Source organism: Candidatus Firestonebacteria bacterium RIFOXYD2_FULL_39_29, from assembly GCA_001778375.1.
Classification (GTDB): Bacteria; Oederibacteriota; D2-FULL-39-29; order D2-FULL-39-29; family D2-FULL-39-29; genus D2-FULL-39-29.
Genome location: MFGV01000018.1, coordinates 1 through 24619 on the forward strand (window position 1 = coordinate 1; position 24619 = coordinate 24619).

General features: G+C 41.2%; 13 protein-coding genes. All 13 read right to left on the minus strand.

Annotation, left to right across the window (positions count from 1 at the left end; translation table 11 throughout):
* Positions 1–68: 68 nt before the first annotated feature.
* Entirely contained in the window at positions 69–1097 is a 1029-nt protein-coding gene (locus A2536_02610) for a hypothetical protein (protein OGF47649.1), read from the minus strand.
* 142 nt (positions 1098–1239) lie between these two features.
* Complete coding sequence (locus A2536_02615; protein ID OGF47712.1) at positions 1240–2457, minus strand: hypothetical protein; 1218 nt, start codon at positions 2455–2457, stop codon at positions 1240–1242.
* Between the two features lie 1014 nt (positions 2458–3471).
* Complete coding sequence (locus tag A2536_02620) at positions 3472–3702, minus strand: hypothetical protein (GenBank protein OGF47650.1); 231 nt, start codon at positions 3700–3702, stop codon at positions 3472–3474.
* Positions 3703–4264: 562 nt separating this feature from the next.
* Positions 4265–5743, minus strand: coding sequence for a hypothetical protein (locus tag A2536_02625; protein OGF47651.1), 1479 nt, complete (start codon positions 5741–5743; stop codon positions 4265–4267).
* A 910-nt stretch (positions 5744–6653) separates the two neighbouring features.
* The gene (locus A2536_02630; protein ID OGF47652.1) at positions 6654–7241 is read right to left on the minus strand and encodes a hypothetical protein; all 588 of its coding nucleotides are present in this window, start codon (positions 7239–7241) and stop codon (positions 6654–6656) included.
* A 68-nt stretch (positions 7242–7309) separates the two neighbouring features.
* Complete coding sequence (locus A2536_02635) at positions 7310–7576, minus strand: hypothetical protein (protein ID OGF47653.1); 267 nt, start codon at positions 7574–7576, stop codon at positions 7310–7312.
* A gap of 120 nt (positions 7577–7696) precedes the next feature.
* A complete protein-coding gene (locus A2536_02640) occupies positions 7697–8275 on the minus strand; it encodes an FMN reductase (GenBank protein OGF47654.1) in 579 nt (192 codons plus the stop codon).
* A gap of 144 nt (positions 8276–8419) precedes the next feature.
* Entirely contained in the window at positions 8420–11509 is a 3090-nt protein-coding gene (locus tag A2536_02645) for an acriflavin resistance protein (protein OGF47655.1), read from the minus strand.
* Positions 11510–11568: 59 nt separating this feature from the next.
* Complete coding sequence (locus A2536_02650; GenBank protein ID OGF47656.1) at positions 11569–12813, minus strand: hypothetical protein; 1245 nt, start codon at positions 12811–12813, stop codon at positions 11569–11571.
* On the minus strand, positions 12810–13298 hold the full coding sequence (locus A2536_02655) for a hypothetical protein (GenBank protein ID OGF47657.1): 489 nt from the start codon (positions 13296–13298) through the stop codon (positions 12810–12812). Before A2536_02655 ends, A2536_02650 begins: the two co-directional genes overlap by 4 nt.
* 332 nt (positions 13299–13630) lie before the next feature.
* Positions 13631–15454 (minus strand): hypothetical protein, encoded by a 1824-nt coding sequence (locus A2536_02660; GenBank protein ID OGF47658.1) that lies wholly within the window; start codon positions 15452–15454, stop codon positions 13631–13633.
* A complete protein-coding gene (locus A2536_02665; GenBank protein OGF47659.1) occupies positions 15444–22892 on the minus strand; it encodes a hypothetical protein in 7449 nt (2482 codons plus the stop codon). The genes A2536_02660 and A2536_02665 overlap by 11 nt, the downstream gene beginning before the upstream one ends.
* A 56-nt stretch (positions 22893–22948) precedes the next feature.
* On the minus strand, positions 22949–24502 hold the full coding sequence (locus A2536_02670; GenBank protein ID OGF47660.1) for a hypothetical protein: 1554 nt from the start codon (positions 24500–24502) through the stop codon (positions 22949–22951).
* Positions 24503–24619: the final 117 nt, after the last annotated feature.

Below are 24619 nucleotides of genomic sequence, written 5' to 3' on the forward strand. Positions count from 1 at the left end.
AATTTTAGAGGTAAAAGTTCAGATTTTTCAAGAAAGGAGGTTTTGTAACCAAGGATGCTCGCTACTTCTCAAACACAACATTTGACATTAACTCCAATTAGTTTTCCACCATCGTATGTTCCCTGCGTTATTAATCTCTCTTTTTTATATATCGATAGAATATTTTTTCCTTTTTCAAAAGAAAATTCACCATACATATCACCACTATTTTTTAATTCTTTTATCTTTCTTGAAACTTCCGCTTCCTCTTTCTTCTTTATTTCTTCACCAAATATTCCCTGCTCAAGACGATCCAAATATTCATCAACATTGATAGTTCGTGTTTCCGATTTACTAAACACATGCTTTAAAACATTTACTTCTTCTTTAAATTTACGCCACCCCTCTTCTTTTTTCTTCAGTGTCTTAGAAATTAATAGTTTCTCGACCAGATTTCGAAATGCTTTCTTATCATTCTCCTTAGTTTCATTGTTTGAATATAGTGCTTTATTTTCTGTATTTATTTCCTCAATCCGATTGGCATAATATTTATTATCCAAATCATCCACCAAGCAATTGTTTTCAATTTTTTTAATAATTAGCGCGGAAGGTGATTCATAATGCGCCAAGAGAAGTTCAAAAGTATCATTTATATCAATTAACTCATCAACTCCGTCATTATCAATATCTTTAATAAAATCTATCTCACCTAAAACCTTGAATACATTTTCACTCGCTATTGAAACCACATAATATAACCTCGACCGCCAGGCATTTCCTCCTCCCAAATCCGATTGAATACATAGCAGCTTTTCTTTCCTTTTCGGAATCACATAATTCAATTTCTTTAAAGGTCTCAGACTGCCCGACATCAATGATTGTCTAAAACACTCTTTATCATTACTTTTAATAACTACAACATTTGTATCTAAACGGTAATTTTCGTTAGATTTTAAGGCATAAAATTCCATAGTATACGGGTTTTCACCAATGCTAATATTATAGACATCTATCTTCTCATACATATTATTAAAATTACTAACACCCGCATCCTCGCTAAAAGCAAACGAAGAAACGCAGATTATTAATGATCCAATCCACACTAAAGTTCTTTTCATTTATCTCACCCTTTTTATCTATTTTATTATCTTTTTCTTTTTAAGTATGTACCCGATAGTGAATCCTAACAACCCTGCTACGCCAATACCAATAAATGCTTTTAATAGACTCATCTCCCCCCTTTATTATGTTTTCTATTTATTATGATTTTGTTTTTATAAAATCAATATATTTCTTTACCGAGAATGCATTTAATATCTTCATATGAGTATCATCTTTTCCAAGACAAATGATTCCTGGTTTTTGAAGTTCAGGAATTTTTAGTCTATTTACGAGTTCTTCATTCATTCTCAAAATATTGTGTGAAGGAGTTTTTGTCAACTTTATTTCAAATGGATAATATTTTTCACCGATTTTCACTAAAAGATCTATCTCTTCAAGATTTTTTGTTCTCAAGAAATATATATCCGGCCTTTCTCCCTTGTTAAAAAATACTTTTATCGTTTCCTGGATAATATAGTTCTCAAAAAGAGGACCGGCAAGAAGCCCTTCCAGCAAAGCCTCTTTATTTCTTATCCCTGTAAGATGACACACCAGCCCGCAGTCCGTGAAATAGATCTTTGGGTTTTTTGTTAAGCGTTTTCCAATATTTGCATGGTAGGGCTGAAGCAAAAATACAGTATTATTTGCCTCCAAAACGGAAACCCAGCTTTTTATGGTGTTTGCACTCACACCCAATTCTTTTGATATATTATCCATGTTCAAAACCTGCGCACAACGACCGGCAAGCAATTTTAAAAAGCTTTGAAAAGTGTTCAAGTCACCGATGTTATAAATTGTCCGGATGTCTTTCTCCAGAAATGTCTGGATATATCCGGAATACCATGAATATGCGTCAAGTTCAGGTCTGGATCTCGGTTCCGGGAAAGATCCTCTTAGACAGGCTTCCGTAAAATATTGCTCGTCTTCTTTTGCTCCGGCTTTAGAAGTAGAACTCAGCTCGCCAAATGAAAACGGCAAAAGTTCGAAAAGGGCAATGCGTCCTGCCAATGTTTCGCTAAGATTCTTTATGAGAGTGAACTTTTGAGAACCGGTAATAATGAATCTTCCGTACTTATCCCTTTCTTCATCTATCATCATCTTTATGTATGAAAGTATCTGTGGAACATACTGGATCTCATCAAGTATAAGCTTTTTCCCGCCGCGTTCAAGTAGACCTACAGGATCAGATAAAGCTTTTTGCCTGACAATAGGATCATCAAAGCTTATTAAATCATGGGTTTTCCCAAACAATTTTTTAAGTAAAGTCGATTTTCCTGATTGCCTCGGACCGGTTAAAGCTACAGCCGGAAATTGCAAGGAAATCTTCTCGAGTTTACTTTCAATCTCTCTTTTTATGTATTTGTCAGGATGATTCATAATCATATTATTAACATGATAAAAGAACCTTGTCAAGGACAATAATGCATTCTCACTGCAGAATTGTCCACTTGTTAATCTATATGCTGACCCAAAAAGTGGGAAGGAACTGAAGCTGTTTATGCATATTTTCAGATATTTCTATACAACTCAGGATATCTCGATTATTCTGATAGGAAAAGGACTTTACTTATTTTACAAGGGTTTTCAAAAGGATTAAAAAGGGCTTAGGAAACCACTGCTATATCCATTTTTGCCTCGGCAAAAATAGAGCAATCGATAATCGAAATTCGATATTTGATTCATTATTTCGATTGCGGTCAAATCTCGACTCTCGATTCTCGAAAAGTCTTAATAAATCAGTTAATTATATCAGAAAAACAGAGGTTTTTCAAAAGGTTTTTGCAGGGAAATGCATGGTTTTAACTGGGTTTTAAATCTTTTCGCAACCTATTTCCCTACATCTTCATAGCGATTTGGTCGTGATTAGGATAAGCTTTAAAACAGAGGATTGAAGTAACTTTAATCATAAGAATTTCAGTCCCCACTTCTTCACCCAATTAAGCATTACTTTAAATATTTTACCACAAAAGTTACTTAAAACAAAGGGTTTTGGACCAAATAATTCATTATAAAATAATGCTTTTCTTTGGATTTGTGGGAGAGAAAGGAAGTCATTTATGAGGATTTTATTTAGGGGCCGGCGGTCGCCAGAAATGCAGAGCAATTGAGCAATCGAAATTCGAGAATTGATATTGTAAGCGGCATAATACACCCCGCCGGATGGAATAATAGAACTACGGGAAGTTGAGTGGCTGAGTACGGTACTCAAGTTGAGCAAAACTTAATACTTATCCTTTACTCTTTTGCGAAATCTCTTAGTTGACCCGCCAATCTTTAAGGAGGGCCGCCTGGGAGGAGGGTGAAACGGAGCGACCTGAAGGAATTGCGTCCGGCCCGTTTATAACTATTCGTTGATTTTATGAAGTCTTTAAAATGTTACCAAGCTGGTTATTAGTTGCAGTTTTGCAGCACATTTTGAATTACTTTTAAATCTGCAATGATATTCTTCATTTCTTCATCATCATTTGTACCAAAAAGAACACTGTCGTACAAGTTTTTTTGTTCAATATGGAACAGGTGGTCATCACAAATGTTTTTCGTTATCCCTGCTGATTCTTCTTCTAAAATGCGCCTTAAAACCATAATCCGGACTTTATCATAATCAATGTCAAAATCCCCCATCTCTCCCCCTTGCTAACCAGGCGGGTGGTTAAACCCGCCCAGCGCCAATTTTACTCGTTGATTTTATTCTTCTTAATAAATGTCCAAATAAGCTTGATCATCTCGCCCATCCCGCAATCTTTGTTATCAAATATTTCGCGAAAGATTAAGGTTCTATATATTGGGGACAGACACCGAAATATCCTCCTAAGAGATTGGCGGATGAACAAATATGTATTTTACATTATGGTTGTTCAGATGTTGTCAGTCCCTGCTATTTCGCTTCATTGACTTTAACGGCAGATTCATCAAACTTTTTCAAAAGCTTTATTTCCGGAGGAAGAAGAAACTTAGTATTTGAAAGTGAATTTAGCGTTAGTTTCTCTATTTCCGTCAGCACCACGTTTATTCTATATTCAGGCATTGAATTGCTCCTTTCATATTATTCCTTTGTTTACAAGCCTTTTTACCGCTTTTTATCCATTAATTGATTACTCATTAATTTCCAGTTCCGTTTTTTCATCAGCTTGCTAAATTTAACTATTTGAAAATAAACACTTTACAATATCCTTTATTTATAAGGCTATTCGTGAGTTTTTATTTTATTTTCACTGCGCTTTGAAAATAAATCTAATGGAATATCTCTTCCTGGCTTGATGTAGTAAACCACTTTCTTGGCATTCGTTCCCACTTTCTGAAGCAATCCTTCTTCTACCCATTTTTTAAGGACTCTAGTCATTTTCAAAGTATCGGGCACATCAGTTATCTGTCTTGCTATTTTGTTTGTTATTCTATAATTCGATTCAAGATATTTATTGACAATATCCCAAGCTTCAACCTTTTCAATATTATAAAGTATTAAAAATACTGTATTTGGTTTTAAGGAAGTTGGAAAGTATACAGGACTGTATAGATTTTCATCTTCCATGACCCGGAACATTCTGTTTACACCTTCTCCTATATCGAGATTTGGAGCGTCGCTGAACCTGTTGATAGTCCTGAGAATAATTGGATTTCGAGAACATCTTTCTGTTAGAATATTATGTATGCTGATATGACCGGGAAACCCGCCGGGACTCTCTATTTCTATACGATTGTCGAAGAACCGTATTTGAATATCATCTGACACTGAATAGTTTCTATGGATCACAGCATTTGTTACAGCTTCCTGAAATGCCCATTCAGGTATTTTAAATGTTGTTTTAAATGCAGAATTCTTAAGTTTTGGCGGAGCTGAATAAATTATCTCCTTAAAGTACTCCATGGCTTTTTCTATCTGCTTAATCAGGGAACCTTCAATAGTAAATGGCCTTCTTACAAAATTTGGGTCCCCCGAATAATTCGCTTTATTACCATAATAATGAGATATTTTTATCCCGAATTTTCCCTTAAGCAGAACAGAAGGATTTTTCGCAAAAAGAAGTACGCCGCCTTTTGTTAATTTAAAAGCACTATCCCTTTTTATTGCCAATCCATTATCTTTAAAAAGCTGACAAGTTTCTGTTCTCTCCCCTGACACATCTTTTTTAAATTTATTAACAAGCTCTTGGTCTAAATCGTCAAAGCTGCATTCATTTGCGCTCTCGTCTTCAAATTTAATAGCACCTTTTTCATATTTAATCCTGATAATTTCCTGGGACCCAATCTTTACGCACTGATCTCCTCGTCTGACAAAAGTATCTCCATTTCTTAACGAATGTACTTCGTCGCTTTTACCGACACTGATTATTAATATTTTATCCGGCTGTTTTTTAGTATTAACAACAGCTATCTCTAATGTCCTGAATAATTTTAACGGCGGGTCAATATCCTTATTCGCTAATTTAAGAAACTCGGAAACATTATCTACATTTTCTGAAACACCAAACAATCTGTTCTTGCCTTCAGCTTTTAAAGGGTCCTCTACTCCTAAGGCAATTATCCCGCCGGCTGTATTCGCAAAAGCTATTACTGCCTCCAATAATTTTGCCGGCTTGATTAAGGCTCGTTTACAATCGAATGTCTGCCATTCGTTTGTTGATAAAATCAGGTCTAGTAATTCTTTATCTGCGCTAATTCCCATTTTAAATATTCACCTCTACAATTTTTACAGCTATTTTACGACAACCTTTGGGAAACTCTCGGGTAAAAACAATTTTACCACAAAAGTGACTTAAATCAAAGGTTTTTGGATGTTGAAATTCATTGCAGAGTAATGAATTTCTGATTAATATTGACAAAAAAAAGGGGCCTCGCTTTCGCGAAGCCCCTTTGTGATTTCTAGGATTTTTTTGCTTGCCCGGGCTATTTTTGCAACCACTTATTTCTTAACAACTTCCCAATGGCCGCTTTTGGTCGGGCCGATGTGTTTTAGCGTTCCGTCTTCCTGAAGTTTTCTTAGATAATGAATAACGGAACTTTCTGTCATTCCTGTTTTAATTGAAAGTTGCTTTCCGGTTATATTTGAATTCATCTTTATTGCATCGATTATTTCCTGTGCGTTTCTTGTGTGTTTCCTGTGTGTTTTCCAGAACCTTTACAAGGTCCTTTCCGGTAGTTTCAGGACCCTTCCTTTTTCACTGAAAATTTGGCCATTTTTGATCAAGATTCGCTCCAAAAAGTAGGAAGGAACTGGAGCTGTTTAGGCATATTTTTAGATTTTTCTATACAACTCAGGATATGTCGATTATTTTGATGGGAAAACGCTTGGTTTTATTAAGGGTTTTGTGCTTATCAGGAGGCAACACACCTTTCATAGATGTCCCCAAGTCTATTTGTTCTCCTCATGAAAGTAAGTATCCTTCTTTTCCGCGCACAAATCAACAATTATATACGCACACATTGACATTTTATTGTGCACAAATAAGCATTTTATTACGAACATATTGGCAAAATATGCATTCTCGGTGACTGTCACAATTGAAGGCGAGACATGCGCATAATTACTTATAATTTAATGGTTTTAGGGTGACAGTCACCCGGAAAGAATATTCTTATTTTTTTTCCGTTGTAACCGGTTCTTTTATTACCGTTTCATCTGGAGGGGTGTCTGTATTATTCCACTCTTCTTTAAGTTTTCCTTCTTCATTATAACTTCTTGCCATACCATTGGTTTTACCGTCTTTATAGGTAATTTCAGACATTAGCTTTCCGTTTTCATAATATATCTTGAATATACCGTTTTCTTTACCGTCTTTATAGTTTTTTTCCTGCCAAAGAACACCATCTTCATAGTAAGACTTATATAATCCATTCATCTTATTATCTTTGAAATTAAACTCTAACAGTAGTTTCCCGGATTTATAATATTCTTTAACAATACCGTCCGGAACATTTCCGGTAAATACTCTATTCCTTTGTTCATTAAATGTATCTTTCGCTATTTCCTGTCCTTTGTTATAGAAAGCCCATCCGTTTGGAAATCCAAAAGCATCAGTGATGGCTATCCTTGTCACTTCCGGTACTTCTTTCACAACAGCTGTTTTTTTCTTAGAAGATTGCCTTTCTTTCGCTATGCCGGAGCCGGCAACCGCAAGGAGAGATACAAACACTATTACAGCCTTACGTTTATTCATACTCATAAATTTACCCCCTGACTGCTTATATCTCAATTTAAGAGTCAAACGTCTGTTCATTCTTAATTTTTTCTTTACTTTTTCTTAACCGCCTTTATTACTCCGTAGAAAAATTCAACCGCTTCAATGACTATAAGCACGCAGATGATTGTCAGCAATACCCCAACGGCTGTTTTGTTTAAGCCGGCAAATAGAGCTACGATACCGGACAGGTATATAAGTATTACAAAAATACGCCGGACGTTGTAAACAAATATTTTTCCCGGCTCAAGCGGTTTATGCGGATCCCCGTAAAAAAAAGTATCATAAAGCAGTTCAAGTATATTTTCCCAGATTGTCATTTTTCCTCCCCTCCACCCAATATTTTTGTGACACTGTCCGTCCGGAAACCAGCGGCCAGGATATTTCTCTTTTCTTTACTCTCCAGTATAGTACCATATTTTAGTAATTTCACAACAACATTATTTCGCATGAATTTTTTTCAGGAGCCAGGCCATGTTGGCACCGAGGTTGATCATAGTCCGGAAACCTTCTTCGTCCTTTTCCACATCCCCGGAATCTTTTCCGACACCTATATTCCAGTATGACGAGCCGACTAAAAACATCTGTCTTACTTCAAAAAAATGATTAATCGAATCAAAGGCGTGTATGGCTCCGCCGCGCCTTACGGAAACTACGGCCGCTCCAACTTTATGTTTTAAGAGTTCGTTGTTAGCCATACCCACAACTCCGGCACGCTCTATTAAAGCTTTTATAGAAACGGTGCAATCAGCAAAGTAGGTTGGTGAACCAAGGATAATACCGTTTGCTTCTATCATTTTTGCAATACAATCATTTACAATATCACCGGTCTCTGCGCATTTTTTATCTTTGTTGACAGTACATTTCCAGCAGCCCACACAACCCTTAAGATTATGTCCTGCGAGCTGGACCAGTTCTGTCTTGATCCCTTCTTTCTCAAGCACAGAAAACACCTGTTTAATTAAAATGGCAGTATTTCCATCCTTACGCGCGCTTCCGTTAAAGGCTACTACTTTCATATTAAATACCCCCCTTAAAAACGATTCCACTTCCGCCAGTTATGTTAGGCGGATCTCTCGACGATCTGCCCTATAATGTTAGGCGGAGCTTTTGAAGAGCTTACAAGTCTTTTATATAGCTTTCAAAGCATCTGTCATTTGACCTTATACTTTGTCAACCTTCAGTTTTTTACTTCTTATCTCACTCGGGAACCATCTTTCTAATATCATATAGAAAGAAGGTACTATGAACAGAGTAAGTACCGTGGAAATAAGTACACCAAAAATAACCGCAATAGACATCGGAATACGCGTTTCAGCGCCGGGACCAAAGGCAAGCGCTGACGGGATGGCTGCTGCAATTGTAGCCAGTGAGGTCATAAGAATAGGCCTGAGCCGGATAGGACAAGCTGCTATTAGCGCCTCCCGTACCGGTAAACCCTGAGCTCTCATCTGGTTGGTAAATTCAACGAGAAGGATAGAATTCTTCTTTACAATTCCCATAAGAAGTATCAAACCGATCATACTGAAAATGTTCAGTGTAAGTCCGAATAAGTAAAGACCGATAAATGCACCGGAAACAGAAAAAGGAAGAGCCACAAGTATTGTTACAGGCTGGGAGAAACTGTTAAACTGGGAAGCCAATACCATATAGGCAACAAGAATACCAAGAAACATGGCAATGTAAAGTCCAAGGAAAGACTCACCGTAGGTTTTTGTACTGTCGGTCGGGACTGAAAGATACCCGGCAGGAAGAACATTTTTTGCAATTTTTCTCATTTCATCTATAGCTTCCTGCTGAGAGCTGCCCTGAGCCACATTGGCATTGACACTGATAGCCCGCTGCCTGTCTTCCCTGAAGATCGCCTGAAGTCCTTTTTTTTGGTTTATCTTTACGACATCGGAAAGCGGGATAAGCTCGCCCCTGTTATTCCTGACAAGCAGGGACTTAATCGATTCCACCGAAGACCTTTCCGAAGAAGAAAGACCCACCCTGATATCGTACCGTCTTCCGCTATCTGAATATTTCCCTACAGCCGCTCCGGCCATCATTATATTTACCGTATCGGATATCTCAGAAACATCCACGCCTCTATCTCTGGCTTTTATACGATCCGGAATTATTTCAAGCTCCGGCATTCCGGATTGGTAATTAGTATCTATATCAACCATTTTTTTTGTTTTTTCCATTTCTTCCATCATCTTTTCCGAATACTCTACAAGCTTTTCCCACTCGGGTCCGCGGATTGAGAAACTTACGGGTTTTCCCCCTCCCCTTCCGCCGGCCGAGAAAGAAAGCGACGGATCCTGAATGGTTATCCTGACCCCTTTTATTGTCTTTGTTTCTTCTCTTATAACTTTCATAAATTTCTGAGAAGAGATTTTTCTCTTTACTTTTGGAACCATATTTATCATTATCGAAGCGCTGTTAACACTGGAACCGCCCCCTACCGAAGCAAAAATACTTTCTACTTCGCTCTTCCCTTTAAGATATTTTTCGACCTCTTTTGTTTTTTCATCCATCAACGAAAGCGATGACCCTACCGGCGTTCTTAAGCCCAGAATTAAGCGGCTCTGGTCCTGCGACGGCATCATCTCTCTTTTGAGCTCTTTAACTCCGACAAAAACTGTAACCGCAAAAAACAGAGTAGCAGCTATTATGGTAAGATAAGGCCTATTTAAAGTCGAAGGGATCATCTTTTTATATAATTCTGCGCCTTTCTTAAAAGCATTATCAACACCTTTTCCAAGCCGGGTGGATCTTTCCTCTACGGTTAAAAATCTGGAGCATCTCATAGGAGTTAAAGTGAGGGCTTCCAGAAGCGAAAAAAGCACTGCTACAGATAGAGTTACACCAAATTGCAGAAAGTACCTTCCGATTACTCCTTCCATAAATGCTACAGGAAGAAAGATCGCAATAATTGCCGCAGTTGCCGCTATTGCCGCAAAGGTTATTTCCTTTGAACCATTTAGCGCAGCAGGCGCTCTAGCTTGACCTTTTTCTCTATGCCTCACTATATTTTCAAGCACCATAATAGCATCATCAACGACGATACCTATGGCAAGGGATAAACCCAGCAGTGTAAATGTATTTAAAGTATAACCCAGGGCATAAAGAGCCATGAACGTACCGATAATAGAAGTCGGAATGGCCAGGATAATATTAAGCGTTGCCGTCCAGGAACCTAAAAAGAGCCAGCAAACAAGAGAAGTAAGGAGTGCTGCAAGTATAAGTGTAAAATAAAGTTCTTTTATTGATTCCGATATAAAAGTCGTAAGGTCAAACCTGACTCCGATCTCCACTCCTTCCGGCAGACTGGCGGCTATTTCCTTCATTCTCTTCTTTACTTCATCTCCAACCTCGACAGAGTTCATCCCCGGTTGTTTCATTATACCTATACCAACGGCAAATTTACCTTCAGCTCTCGAAACACTTCTTATATCCTCAGTCCCTTTTTCTATTTTCGCCACATCTTTTAACGCTACAGGCACATAGTTAGGCCTGCCGCCGCGGGTGTTAATGGTAATTTCGCCAAAATCTTCTACAGTCTCCGCCTCCCCCCTGGTCCTTATATTTAGTTCTTTATCGGCAGTCTCAACCCTGCCGCCCGGTTGTTCGTCATGTTCCTTATTTATAGTATTTATTATATCGGAGGCAGTAAGCTGGAGGTTGGCCATCTTTTTCTTATCAAGCCAGACCCTAAGATTCGGTTCCGCAAAGCCCCAGACCATAATATCCCCCACTCCCGGAACGGTGGTAAACCTGTCTTGAATATCATACCTGACCAGTTTCATCAGATCCGTCGGCGGCATCTTGTCGGATGAAACAGAAAGCACAATTATCGGCTGATTATCCGGATTACTTTTTCGAATTGACGGTGGTTCTATACCTGCAGGAAGGCGGCGTTGTATCCTTGTAATCGCCGTTTGTATCTCCTGAACAGCCACATCAACATCTTTACTCAAATCAAATTCTACGGAGATATTGGCATTTCCGGTCCTCGAAGAAGAGGACATGGATTTTATGCCTTGAACACCCGTAAGAGCATCTTCTACAGTATCAACAACGGTGAGCTCCATTATCTCAGGTGCAGCACCCGGTAAACTTATACTCACATTTACTACCGGTGAGTCAACATTTGGCAGCTGGCTGACCCCCATTTTTGTAAAGGAAATACCGCCGAATATAATAAGCGCAGCCATAAGCATCCAGGCAAAAACATGATTTTTTATGGATATTTCTGATATCGTCATTTCTTTCCTTTTTATTTGGACTTAATTCCTGTTAATACTTGAGATGCATGACCTTATTTTTACCTGGTTTCTCCCGGCACCAACGCTCCGGCTGACAGCAATTTTGCGCCGGCTAAAAGAACCTCCAGTTTTATCCTGTCCAGCGCTTTTTTTGCATTCTGCAAAGCATTCATCGCCTGTAAAACTTCAAGATTTGTAACCAGACTAAAATCATAATCTTTTTTTTGTTCTAAATAGTTTTTACCGTTCATATCTACAGAATTTTCAAGTTTTTTTACCTGCTCCCGCAGACTTTTCAAACTCCCGTAGGCGGATTTTACTTCAGCTTCCACCTGTCTTTTTTTCTTTGCAAGATTGAGTTCTGCCTCTTTTTCCTTATATTGCGCTTCTTTTACTCTTGCTCCGGTATCTCCAAAATCAAAGAGTTTAAACGTCAGGGCCAGACCCAGATCCCAATTAATTCCTGAAGAAGACCCTGTCCTATACGGATAGTAATTACCGTTTAAAGAAACCCAGGGTAAACCGAAAGCACTCTGAAATACAGTTTCAAGGCGCGCCGCCTCAAGATCCGATTGTAAAGCGGAGATATCAGGTCTCTTTGCCGCAGCTCCAAGATAATATGTCAAATCCTTTAATTCCACTTCTGCTTTTTCTCCACCGTCAAGCTCGGCATCCTTCGGGAGTCCCGTAAGAAAAGCAAAATCATCTCTTGAGGTTAATATACTTCTCATTACGCCTTCAAGATCAGATTCCAGTACCGCAAGCTGGGCCTCGGCCATCAGTACCTCGCTGTATTTCGCTTTACCGATAACTTTTCTTTTCTCAAGTTCAATTATCATATCCTTTGTCTGCGTAATTACCGTTTCAACATTATTTTTATCTTTTTCCGCCGTAATTACGGAATAAAAACTGTTTGCCACCGACGCATACAAAGTCAGCCTTAATGAAGCATTCTGAAACTCCTTGGATTTCTGCTGAAGCTTAGCTTCTTCAATTGCATTCGTTAACTGCCCGCCCTGATATACCGGCTGGGTAAGATTCAAAGCCAGTGAAGCCGCATCACTGTAATTCGAAGGAGAAGCAGCCTGTTGTATTGCATAACTGCCTTTCAGGGAAAGCGGCGAATAAAGCGCCGCGCCCGCTTTTTCTATCCTGGCCTCGTACTGCTTTTTTTGCGCATCCAAAATAGCCCCAAACTCGGTCTTTTGTATAGCCGACTTATAGGCTTCTTCCAGTTTTATGGGCGCGCCAAACATCGCGCATGTGAGCATTATAAGTAATACTAAAATATACTTTATTTTCATTTGTTAAATACCTCCTTTAATACTTCAAGACCCTTTAAAAGCTGTTTTTGTTTTTTGGTGTCTATTTTCTCGATCTTTTCCGAGATGATATTACCGACCACAATTTTGATTGCCTTATACTTTTTTTTACCGGTTGTCGTCAGGGACACAAAATTTCCCCGCCTGTCTGTTTTATCAGTCTTCTTTTCTATAAGACCTTGTTTTTGCAGTGTTGTCAAAGCCCGCGACATGGTGGCTTTATTTATACCCGCCCAAAGGGCAAGCTCATTATTAGTACGAGAACAGACAAAAAGCCTGGAAAGGATACGGAATTGAAAAACGGTGAGTTCCGGCTGAGCCAGAGACCTCATATTACTGTAGATATCTCTGACAACAGAAGGTAATAGTTCGATTATTATCCCGCCTGCTTTTCTTTTCATGCGATTATTATAGCAAATATAGTTAGCAATGACAACCAATAACCCGAAATCCGGAGCAGAAAACATGTCCTTATTAGCTTGCGCAATATTAAAGCTTTCAAATTGATTTCGGGTTTGATGACACAGATAAAGCTGAGATTACACAGATAAAAAAAAGACTTAAAAAGCGATTCCAGATCAGCCAGTAATAAGAGTAGAAAACATGTCCTTATTGGCTTGCATAATATTAAAGCTTTCAAATTGATTTCGGGTTTGATAACACATCCGCCAGTTATTTTGGGCGGATCTTTTGAGGATCCGCCTGACATAATTGGCGGATCTCTCGACGATCCGCCTGACATAATTGGCGGATCTTTTGAGGAGATGAAAAAATATTAAAAAACTCCGGTAATTTACTCTTATCTTTTAGTCAGCTTGCCCGCTATTTCTTTGCAGGCGTCCGAGAGATCGTTCTCTGAATAACATTCAGCCGTTGCAGTTATTGTAAGTTCTCCGGATTCGACATCGACCATTCTGGCGCTTATCATGTATTTTGATCCAAGTTTATTTACAGAACTTACCACCATTTCTTTCATATTTAAAAGCTTTCCCACTTCTATCGCGCACTCTGTCGTAGTACATCCTGAAGACTGGAAGCGCTGTTCTTTAAGCAATTTATCCATATTGGCCCTTTCCAAAACCAGGTACTTTCCGGTACTGAAAAGATTATTACGGAGGAGCTCGGTGACGACCAAAGCTACACTCGGATTTACATTTTGACTTTGAGCATCCATTACTGCTATTTTCATCTTAAGCGTCTGCGGCTGTTTTTTAGATTCTTCTTCTTTTCCCTTCTTTGAAGGTGCAGCTTTCGCAGGTTCGATATCTATTTTGATCAATTTACTTGTTATATCTTTGCAGGCATCTGCAAGATCATTTTCAGAATAACATTCGGCTGTCGCAGTTATCATGATCTCCCCTGATTCCACGTCCACCATTCTCGCGTTTATAAAGAACTTGGAACCAAGTTTATTAACTGAGCCTACAAGCATCTCCTGCATATTAAGGATTTTTCCCAGTTCAATCGCGCATTCTGTCGAAGAGCAACCTGACATCTGGAATTGCTGTTCTTTTATTAATTTATCCATGTTGGCTCTTTCAAGCACTGAATACCTTCCGGTGTTGAAAAGATTATTTCTCAACAAATCCGTTACCACCAGGGCAATACCCGGATCTATATTCTGGCTTGTCAGATCCATAAGAGCTATTTTCATTTTATTAATTTTCCGGATAGTTTTGGATTCTTCGGCATTCTTTAGGGCAGAGGTTCTGCCAAATACAACATTCATGGAGACACGGTGCGAACCAAAGGTTCCGGACAATCCGGAAAGAGGATAACTAAACCCGTAATTTATTCCTATATCTCCAAACATATAAGTCAGACCGGCCGAAATTTCTCTGACTCCGGCTCCGGCCCTGATTGCGGTTGTCCTATCTCCTGTCCACCATTCAATGCCGCCGGCGAAATCCAGGACATATTCATTTCCCATATCTTTGTTTCTATAAGATAACTCTATCCCGGGCACAAAATCCCCCAACCGCAAAGCCAGGCCTCCCCTGTAGTTTACCGGAAGTTTATAAGCTAAAGTTCCCAGGGCAAGAGAATCCGAAGACATTATATTTTCCGCTACCAGTCCGACAGATACGGTCTTTCCAAATTTAAGCATAGCGGCCGCATCCACGCTATATCCCGTTTTACTGTAGCCCGCAGCGGTAAATAAAGGATCAATGCCGGTATAATCATTTTGAGTATAGCTGATACCCAGCCATTTTCCGGTAAGTCCTAATGATAAAAAGTCTTTAAAAACATTAACGCCGGCCGCCAAAAGGATAGTGCTTTCGGAATAAACATCTGATTTTAACAATTGATAACCCGCCCCGACTGTCCCGACGCTTCCCAAAGGCAAAGCTAAAGAAACATCTCCGGAATAAATATTATCATAGTCCATCCCCAAAAACGGTTTTGAGAATATTAATTCAATACTTGTTTTATCGACCAGCACCAAACCTGCGGCATTCCAGCTTATCGCATTGCAGTCATCCGCAATAGCCGTAAATACACCCGCCATACCAAAAGGACGGGCGCCGGCGTTTTCTTCAAATGCCGCACGCACATTCCCCGCAAAGAATAAGAGGGCAATTATAATAACCGGGAAATATGTCGATCTCAGCTTATCTCGCAAGAGTTATACTCCCCCTTTTCTTAACAGCACCGTTTATCTCAACCTGCCAATAATACAGACCGGGAACAGCATTAGACCCGGTATCAGTTTTTCCGTCCCAGGAATTGGAATTCGTAAGCGCCCTTATAAGATCACTTCTCCTGTTGTATATTTTTATTGTTACAGGATCACTGTTATCATTGTCAAAGTAGAAACTGACAGAGTCATTAACACCATCACCATTTGGAGTGAACGGATTTGGATTAGCCAGCACCTTGTCACCGTAGGAAACCACGGACTTAATGGCATAGAGTCCCGTCTTTTGAGTTTGCGCAGTCACTGTTTTGTCAAAAGGATTCACGACACTGACAAGTTTACGCCAGGACACACCGTCAAAGTAATAAACAGCAAGTTTTGTGTTGGCGGAGGATTCCGGTACTCCCGTATTTAAAACCACTCCCCCGTTTATTGAGTAATACAGTGTAAGGGTAGCAGGTTTTAGCAAATTGGTTATCAAAGCATTGGTGGCATTATCTTTCATTCTAAAATTGTAAGCTATCCCGTCCGTTACAGAATCATCTTTAGTAATCAGAAGTTTAACGTCTTTATTTAAACAACCGGGGGGTATGATAATTTTAGTACCGCTTCCGTCGGTCGCTGTCACATTAATATTGTTAACAGCTGTATTATCTACAAGCACTTCCCCGGGTTCAAAACCCGCAATTTCTATGACTGTCACTTTTTGCGTGCTGGTCACATTCGTCCCGCTGCTGTTGGTCACTATCAAATTGTATGTTCCCGCAGGCACACCAAGAGGAAAAGAAACACTTGAAATAACCGCGTCCGAACCCACTGAAATAGAATTTGATATTGCAGAAGTATATGTAGGACTGGTACTCAGCTTTACAGATAAAACATCCGAACCGGCGGTACCGCCAAAGAAACCTGAACCGGTAATCGCTAAAGTAAAAATCGCCGTATTCGTTGCCGGTTCGCTGCCCAGGATAGAAACTGTGTTTACGACCGGAATAGGAGTAGTCACAACGAATTTTTGCGCTGAAGTTGTGTTCACCCCGTTCGTTGTAGTAACACGCACATTATAAGAACCTGCTTTGATTCCGGCGGGTATAACTGCCAGACTTATTTGCGTATCAGTAATATACCCCGGATAAACATTCACAAAAGCTGTATTTGCCGGGTCATCAAGATTTACTGATGTTACGGCGCTTGTTGCCATTCCTCCAAAAAATTCCAAACCGTTAATATTAACATCAAGAGCAGAAAGATTGCTTCCGATTGAAGGGGTAATATTTGAAACAACAGGAACCAAAGGAGAAGTCAGGGTCAATTTCGTTGAACTGGTGGTATTTGAGCCTCCGCCCGTAGTAACAATCACATTATATGTCCCGGGAGTAATACCCGCAGGGAAAATAGATTGAAATATCTTTATATCAGAAGATACCGTTATAGAATTTGTAAGAGCCGACGTAGGTGTGGGGGTTGTGTCCAGTATAACGTTTTGTACATCAGAGGTTGAAGTACCGGCAAAAAAACCTGAACCAGTCACAGAAATTGTTACCGGAGAAGTATTAAGAGAACTGCCGCCCCAGCGATAAACATTACTGACAACCGGCGCGGCCGTTGTTACCACAAATTTCTGAGAGGAAGAAACATTGGTTCCCATAGGGGTTGTAACTTTCACGTTATACGAACCTGCTTTAACTCCACCCGGTATGACAGCCGTATTTATTTGCGTATCCGTAATATTCGCGCTAAGAATATTTATAAAAGCAGTACTTGCCGGATCATCAAGATTTATTGTTGTTACGGCGCTTGTTCCTGTTCCGCCAAAGAAATTCGAACCTGTAATAGTTACAGTAACAGGAGAAGAATTATTAGCTCCGGTTGAAGGAGTAATACCGGTAACCTCCGGGATGGTGTAAAGTAATATTGAATCTGTTATAGAACCCGAGATGTTCCCTGCCCCGTCCTTATATTTCACGTACACTGTCTTTGTTCCGTCCCCGCCTGTCATGGCCCAGCTCTTATTAGTATTATAGGCTTCCAGAGAGCTATAAGCAGATCCGTCATTACTAAACTGCATGCTCACTACCGTACTTGTTGTGTCAGCCGCTGACAGGGTTAAGGTCACTATTGTCATAGCCGTTGTAGCAGCCCCGCTATTTATACTTATACTCCCGGTCGGCGCTGTCGTATCCAGAGTTATCACATCAGTAATACTTCCGCTTGTCCAGTTACCTACGGTATCCTTAAACTTTGCATACACCGTCTTTGCTCCATCTCCAGAATTCAGGGTCCAAGCTTTTGCTGTTCCATAACTTTCCGGGGAAGACCAGGTTGAATCATCATTGCTGAACTTCATTTCAGCAACCCCGCTTGAGTCCGCAGATGAAAGCGCCAGGGTCACAGTGGTATTATTTGTGTAGACGGCGCCGCCGTTTATATTTACCGTGCCTGTGGGTTCGGTAATATCCACAGAGCCGCTCGTCACATTATCAGTTCCGTTACTTACTATGGTCCCTAAAGCGGCGTTTTTTACGCCTGCTATCGTCACGTTGTAGGTTGAAGTGAGTGAAACACTAGCAATAGTTACCGTATATGTACCGCTTGAATAGCCTAAAGTTGCCGACGCAAGACTTATTGGAGTTCCAACCGGACTTTGCACGGCGTAATTTGCTTTGTTTGTAACCGAAGTGAGATCCATAGCCATATCATAGGTCACTAAAATATTGTCAGAACCTGCTTTGCTTGATAATATCATAGGCGTTCCTGACGCTAAATTTACCGTTAAATTCGGGCTTACACTGTCTGTATATGTAAGACCAAGATCCGTCGCAGTTATTACAACTATTCCTGCAGTCACCAGTGTTACGCTATAACTTTTCGTTCCTAAAGTTAAAAATGCCGCCGCAGGTTCCGAATCGGACACATCACTGGTCAACACTTTTGCCTGAGGGTTCGCGGAGGTAACTTTATTCCAATTTGCATCCACGCAGTTAACCGTTGCATTAAACGCTGTTCCCGCAACCTGCGCCGTAAGCGTTCCTGTCTTTCCTGATGCAGAGCCTGGTATCGTTGCTTCTCCGGGCAGCAAAAGTTGTAACTTCGCCGCAGCGCCGGTATTTATAGTGGTACTCGGGCTTACATCCTGTGTATAGTTTGTTCCTAAACCTTGGGTATCTGAAGCAGAAATAACCGTATTTCCTGCAGTCTTTAGCGTCACGGAAAAAGTTTTAACGGAACTTATAAGCGATGAGGCAGCCGGTTCGGTATCGTATATGTCGGTTGTAGTGATTATTACCTCAGGTTGTGCCGCAGACGTCACTATATTCCACCAGCTGTCCACGCAGTTAACCGTTACATTGAACGCTGTTCCTGCAGTTCTCGCTGACGGAGATCCTGTCTTGCCCGGAGTTCCCGTTGTCATGCCGGCGACTGCTCCTTCTCCCGGCAGTAATAATTGCAATTTTACCGCTGTGTTTGGATTAACCGTAATAGCAGGGCTCTGGTTTAATGTCAGCCCCGTACAGGAAGCCGTGATCGTTGTAGACGAACCGGCAGTCCTAAACATTACATTAAAGGTATTTGTCCCCGAAGATAGGACTTTTGCCGAAGGTTCAACATCATAAAGGTCACTGGTCGAGATCGTGACCGTCGGATTTGAAGATGAGATCGTATACCAGTTCGCATCCACAGCATTTACAGTGACTGTAAATATAGAGCCGGCGGTCCTGGCACTCGGCGAACCTGTTTTTCCTGTAGGGCTTCCCGGTGCAACGGCCTCGCCCGGGACCAGAAGCTGCAACTTAACCGCCGTTCCCGTAACGGTAAATATTTTAGTGGAAGTAGAGCTGTCTATTAAACCACCTTTTGCCGCATACGCCACAATAGTCGAGGTGGAAGTCTTCGTAACCGGACCCGAGTAATCCGTAAGCCCCGAGCCATTTGTCGTATATCTAATGGTCGCGCCGGAGGTCGAGGTAGTGATAGTTATAGACACTGAATCTGCGTATACCCCCGCTGCAGTTGTTATAACGGGAGTTGCTGCCTGAATAGTATATGCCGTTGCTGCTATATCACTATCAACTAATCCTGCCTTGAACGCTGCGGCTCTGACCGTCACAGTCGTTGATTGCGTGATTGGTGTAGTATAATCGGTTGATGATAATGTCGGAGCACTGTTATCAAGCGTGTACTTTATCGTAGCGCCTGTCGTACTGGTTGACATTGCTATAGTTACAGAATTTGTATAAGTATCCGCCACAGGGGTTATTACAGGCGTTGCCGCCTTTATAGTAAATATAGAAGTCGAAGTTGAACTGTCTAACATCCCGCCTTTTGTTGTGTACGCCACAATAGTTGAGGTAGCTGTTTTCGTAAACGAGCCCACATAGTCCGTAAGACCTATACCATTTGTCGTATATCTTATTGTAGCCCCGGAAGTTGATGTGGCCATCGTTATATTCACCGCATCCGTAAACATCCCCGCCGCAGGCGTTATCACAGGCGTTGTCGTCTGAATAGTGAACACTGAGGTTGCAGCAGCGCTGTTACTCCACCCGCCTTTTATCGCAAAAGCAACTATTGTTGAATTTGATGTTCGTGTTATCGGAGCTGTATATACTGTTGACCCGGCAGTTGGCGCGCTCCCATCAGTTGTATAATGAATTGTTGCTCCCGATGTGCCTGTTGCCATTGTTATCGTTACTGCTCCGGTATACGTCCCCGCCGCCGGTGTTATCGACGGTGTTGCCACATTTACTATCAGAGTAAACATTGAACTCCCCGTATTACTCTGCCCGTCCGTATTAGCTACACGAACACTCCAGGCTCCTGTTACCTTGCCGTCCACATCAAAGACAGCGCGAAGCTGAGTGTTGGATAATACGGATACACCCGTTCCCGAAATATTCGACTGGCCGCTGAGGGTCAAAAGCGTCGTAGCTCCGCTAAAAATATTGGTACCTGTAATAGTCACAGTTTTACTGCCTATGTTACTGGCCGTCGAAGGCGCAACCCCGGTCACTGTCGGCGCTGATGCAGTTATAGTAAGACACGTTAAGGTGGAAAATTGCGTATCCGGATTTGTAACTGTCACATCCCAGACGCCCGGTGCTTTATCTATGATATTAAAAGAACCAAACATAAAATTGGGGTTGTAAACAGTAACACTTGTGCCTGTTATGTCGTTTTGCCCCGCTTTTGATAGTTTTGCCGTTGCCCCCGAAACAAAGCTGCTGCCCCAAATGGATAAAGCAACCGATGAAGTGTTTGCCTGTGTTGTCGGAGTTATACTCGAAACCGTCATAATTTGACATAAAAAAGTATTTCCGGCACCCGGCGTCTCATCATTACCGTTATTATCTTTTGCTTTCGATTGAATATAATAATATTTTCCATTCGACCAGGTCACTGATGAAGAATCAAAACTCCAATTGGAAGTTCCGGCGGCGCCAAGCCAGGTAGGAACGCCGCCCCAGCTGCCGTTCCAAAATAAAGTGTCAGTTGTATTTTTGATGCTGATTTTCACATTACTAATACCTGCTGAATCAGTCGCTATTCCCGATATAATCGCCAAGGTGCTGAGAGTGGAGCCGTTTGCAGGGAGCACTACAACAGAAACCGGAGGATCATCTGTGACCGTAAATTTTTGCGCGCTTGATGTATTTGTCCCGTCAGTTGTAGTGACCAGGACATTATATGTTCCCTGTTGAATTCCCGCCGGTACAGTTACCCCGCCTATTATGGTATCAGACTGCGCGCCGCTAAAAGTTAAAGAAGTACTTCCGGCATCATCGAACTTAACAGAAATGACACAGCTTGAGGCGGTCCCGGCAAAGAAATAAGAACCTAATATAGTGACGACAGTAGAAGAACCATTGCCGGCTGATGATGGGAAAATACTTGAAACGGCAGGGAGAGGCGCAGTCAAAACAAACTTCTGCGCCGAGGTAGTATTAGTCCCTCCGTTTGTGGTTACTCTTATATCATATGTACCTGGACTATAGCCGGTTGGAACTGACGCGTAATTGATCAAAGTGTCGCTCGCCACATTATACGAAGCGATTAACATTGTGACTACGGGAGCGGAGGTTCTAACAAACTGAAGGGAGGAAACATTCGGCGTACCGGTTCCCCCGTAAAATCCCGTCCCGCTTATAGTGACTGAAGTAGTTGTATTATTTGCGCACGTATCCGGTGCGACTGTATTAACAACAGGTACTGAATCCATTACCACAAATTTATTACCGGAGGTAGTATTCGTCCCTGAAGTTGTAGTAACTTTTAAGTTATACGTTCCCGGCTGAATTCCCGCCGGTATTATTACACCGCCTATCATGGTGTCGGATCCGTAAATACCGGAAATATTTAACGCCGTATTCAAACTATCGTCAAGTTTCATAGACGTGACACAGCTTGACGCCGTCCCGGCATAAAAGTTAGTACCTATAACAGTTATCTGAACTGATAACGTATTAATTCCGGTTGAAGGAAAAATATTGGTGACGGTAGGAAGCAAAGCTTGAACCGTGAATGTAGCTGTTGACGTAGAACTATCAGCCATACCGTTCTTCATGGCAAAAGCAACTATCGTAGCGCTCGTCGTCTGGATAAAAGGAGTCCACCAGTATATCTGGGATGCACCGTTTGGCATTGTCCCGTCTGTTGTGTACCTTATCGTCGCTCCGCTCGTGCCGGTCGCCATAGTTATGGTCACAGAACCGGAATACGTCCCAGTTGCCGGAGTTATCACAGGCGCCAAAGCTTTTACCGTAAAGACACTTGTAGCCGTTGCGCTATCCGTCATACCGCCTTTCATTCCTATCGCCATTACCGTTGCACTGGTTGTCTGTGTGAACGGCACCGTATATATGGCAGAGGCCACAGTCGGAACTACTCCGTCTGTCGTGTACCTTATCGTCGCTCCGGATGTAGCCGTAGACATCACTATCGTTACCAGGTCGGTATAAGTTCCCGCCGCAGGTATTATAGAAGGGATTGATACCTGTGAGGGAGCCGTTACCACAAATTTATCTCCTGAAGTGGTATTAGTCCCTGCAGTTGTAGAAACCCTTACATTGTACGTTCCCGGCTGAATTCCCGAAGGGACCAGTACCCCGTTAATCGAGGTATCAGATATAGAAGCCCCCCCGAAACCCAGAGCCGTACTCCCGCCATCATCAAACCTGACCAAAGTCACAGCACTTGAAGCCGTCCCCGCAAAGAAGTTCGTACCGGTAAGATATATCGTAACCATAGATGCGTTACTGCCCGAGGAGGGGGTAATAGTTGTTACTGAAGGAGCTCCTGCCGAACCAGCTGACTCCCCAGCATCAAATCCGTCTCCCGCCCCGCCATAGTAATAGGTACCAAACGCATTTTCCACGTTAGCAAAAAGCGCTATTAGAACTCCTATTATGATGGATAATTTCTTCATTTAACTAATTTCCTCACATGGTACTTGTTATTTCACAACTAACTAAATGTTAAAAATCAGGGAGCCGTCCTGGCGCAACGGCCGCCATTAAGGTAGTAGCGATACGTAACTGTCATATCGGCAGCGCCTCGGTTAGACACGCAGGTTTCGAAGATCCAACTGCTGCCGCGGAGACCGATACCAATAGCGTCTGTGACAGCCGTTGTAACAAAACCGGGCCAATCAGAACTAGTGGCATCGCCGGAAGAATTTAAACTTCCATCTCCGTGTGTGCCTGTAAATCCTCTGCCTGTTGAATTTCCCACTGTTACACAGAGTTCAGTTACATTCCCACTTAAGTCAAGTACTCCATAATAGCCCGCACCGGAATTTGTTCGAGTAGAAGTTGCATTAGCATAACTACCGCAGCGAAATCCTCCCGGTCCAAACAGATTTGTATTCCCCTGATTTGGAACTTCTAAATTTGTACCTGCATTAGAAAAAGAAGTAGTTGTTACCACAGTCGCATTTCCCCAGGCATGCTCATCATTTACTGCAGGCTGTCCACCTCTACAAGCTTTTTCAAACTCCAATTCTGTAAAAGGTCTAAGAGCCGCCCAGTCAGTATAGGCCGCTAAATCCATCCAAGATAAATAATTACAGACTCCCCACTCTCCATCATTACTTTCATTCATTAGCGCCCAATTTGCCGAACCATAAGCACCTGCGTTATTATTCGCATCACATCCATATTTGCCATTTGAAGCAAGTTTTATGTAATTAAAGTTGCCATAATTATTATTACTTCTATTAGTTACCTGAGTAGTTGAAAGTGTATTTAAAAATTCACAATATTGCCTTTGTGATATTTCAGTTTTCATAATATAAAAAGCATTATAACCTTTTGGGAAACCAGCCGGTATCGGACCTAACTGGTCTCCATTATAAGACGAATCATTATCATAATAGAGATTATCAAATGCTGTACCAACCGTAATAGCGCTTTCTGAAGATATCTGATACTCCGGTAAGTTTTTATCTTTTGCATATGCACCGTCTGATTTTAAAAAGCAACCGGAGTTGTCATTATTGGTATCTCCGATGTAAAAAGGACCTTGAGGAATATATACCATCTCAATTGCAAAGACCTTGACTTTCACCAGATCTGAATCAACGACCCCATCAGTTCCGTAAGCCCATCTGAGTTCTGCGTTGTTCCAATCTACTGAGCCGGAACCGGAAGAAGAACGGTAGATGAATGCACCTTTGTAGGCAGCCCCTGTCATACCAAAACTCATCTGCGAACCGGCAGGCACAGTATTCCCGGTGTTTAATAAAGTACAATGAGCCCCGTCCGACCACGTAGTACCTCCGTCCGTTGATTTTGAAAATTTAGCAAACACCCAGACCGCGTCCCAGTTTGCCGTTGCAGATGGAGCTCCTGCCGTAAACCAGCAGTTATCCCAGGCAATATCAAATTTGATATCATTTGTGTCAGCACCTGTATCTTTATCCACAAGAGAAACATTCGAAACTACGACATTATTGGCAAAAGCAGTAGTAATTGATAATAAAAAAACAAATAATACACTAAACCCCGCAGTGATTATTTTTTTTACTGTTTTTAACACCAAAACCCCCGGCAGACGCCTTTTTACCTCTTTAACTCCCCTAAGTTTAACACACTTTTTAGTATTTTTCTATTTAAAACCTTGTATTTTTTGTTACAGTTTAAGGATAGAAACGTT

Bases quoted from the DNA above. Each gene is read 5' to 3' on its own strand.
- A2536_02650 (OGF47656.1), bottom strand. From the start codon at position 12,813: ATGAAAATAAAGTATATTTTAGTATTACTTATAATGCTCACATGCGCG.
- A2536_02625 (OGF47651.1), bottom strand. From the start codon at position 5,743: ATGGGAATTAGCGCAGATAAAGAATTACTAGACCTGATTTTATCAACA.
- A2536_02610 (OGF47649.1), bottom strand. From the start codon at position 1,097: ATGAAAAGAACTTTAGTGTGGATTGGATCATTAATAATCTGCGTTTCT.
- A2536_02665 (OGF47659.1), bottom strand. From the start codon at position 22,892: ATGAAGAAATTATCCATCATAATAGGAGTTCTAATAGCGCTTTTTGCT.
- A2536_02635 (OGF47653.1), bottom strand. From the start codon at position 7,576: ATGACAATCTGGGAAAATATACTTGAACTGCTTTATGATACTTTTTTT.
- A2536_02620 (OGF47650.1), bottom strand. From the start codon at position 3,702: ATGGGGGATTTTGACATTGATTATGATAAAGTCCGGATTATGGTTTTA.
- A2536_02640 (OGF47654.1), bottom strand. From the start codon at position 8,275: ATGAAAGTAGTAGCCTTTAACGGAAGCGCGCGTAAGGATGGAAATACT.
- A2536_02615 (OGF47712.1), bottom strand. From the start codon at position 2,457: ATGAATCATCCTGACAAATACATAAAAAGAGAGATTGAAAGTAAACTC.
- A2536_02630 (OGF47652.1), bottom strand. From the start codon at position 7,241: ATGAGTATGAATAAACGTAAGGCTGTAATAGTGTTTGTATCTCTCCTT.
- A2536_02645 (OGF47655.1), bottom strand. From the start codon at position 11,509: ATGACGATATCAGAAATATCCATAAAAAATCATGTTTTTGCCTGGATG.
- A2536_02655 (OGF47657.1), bottom strand. From the start codon at position 13,298: ATGTTTTCTGCTCCGGATTTCGGGTTATTGGTTGTCATTGCTAACTAT.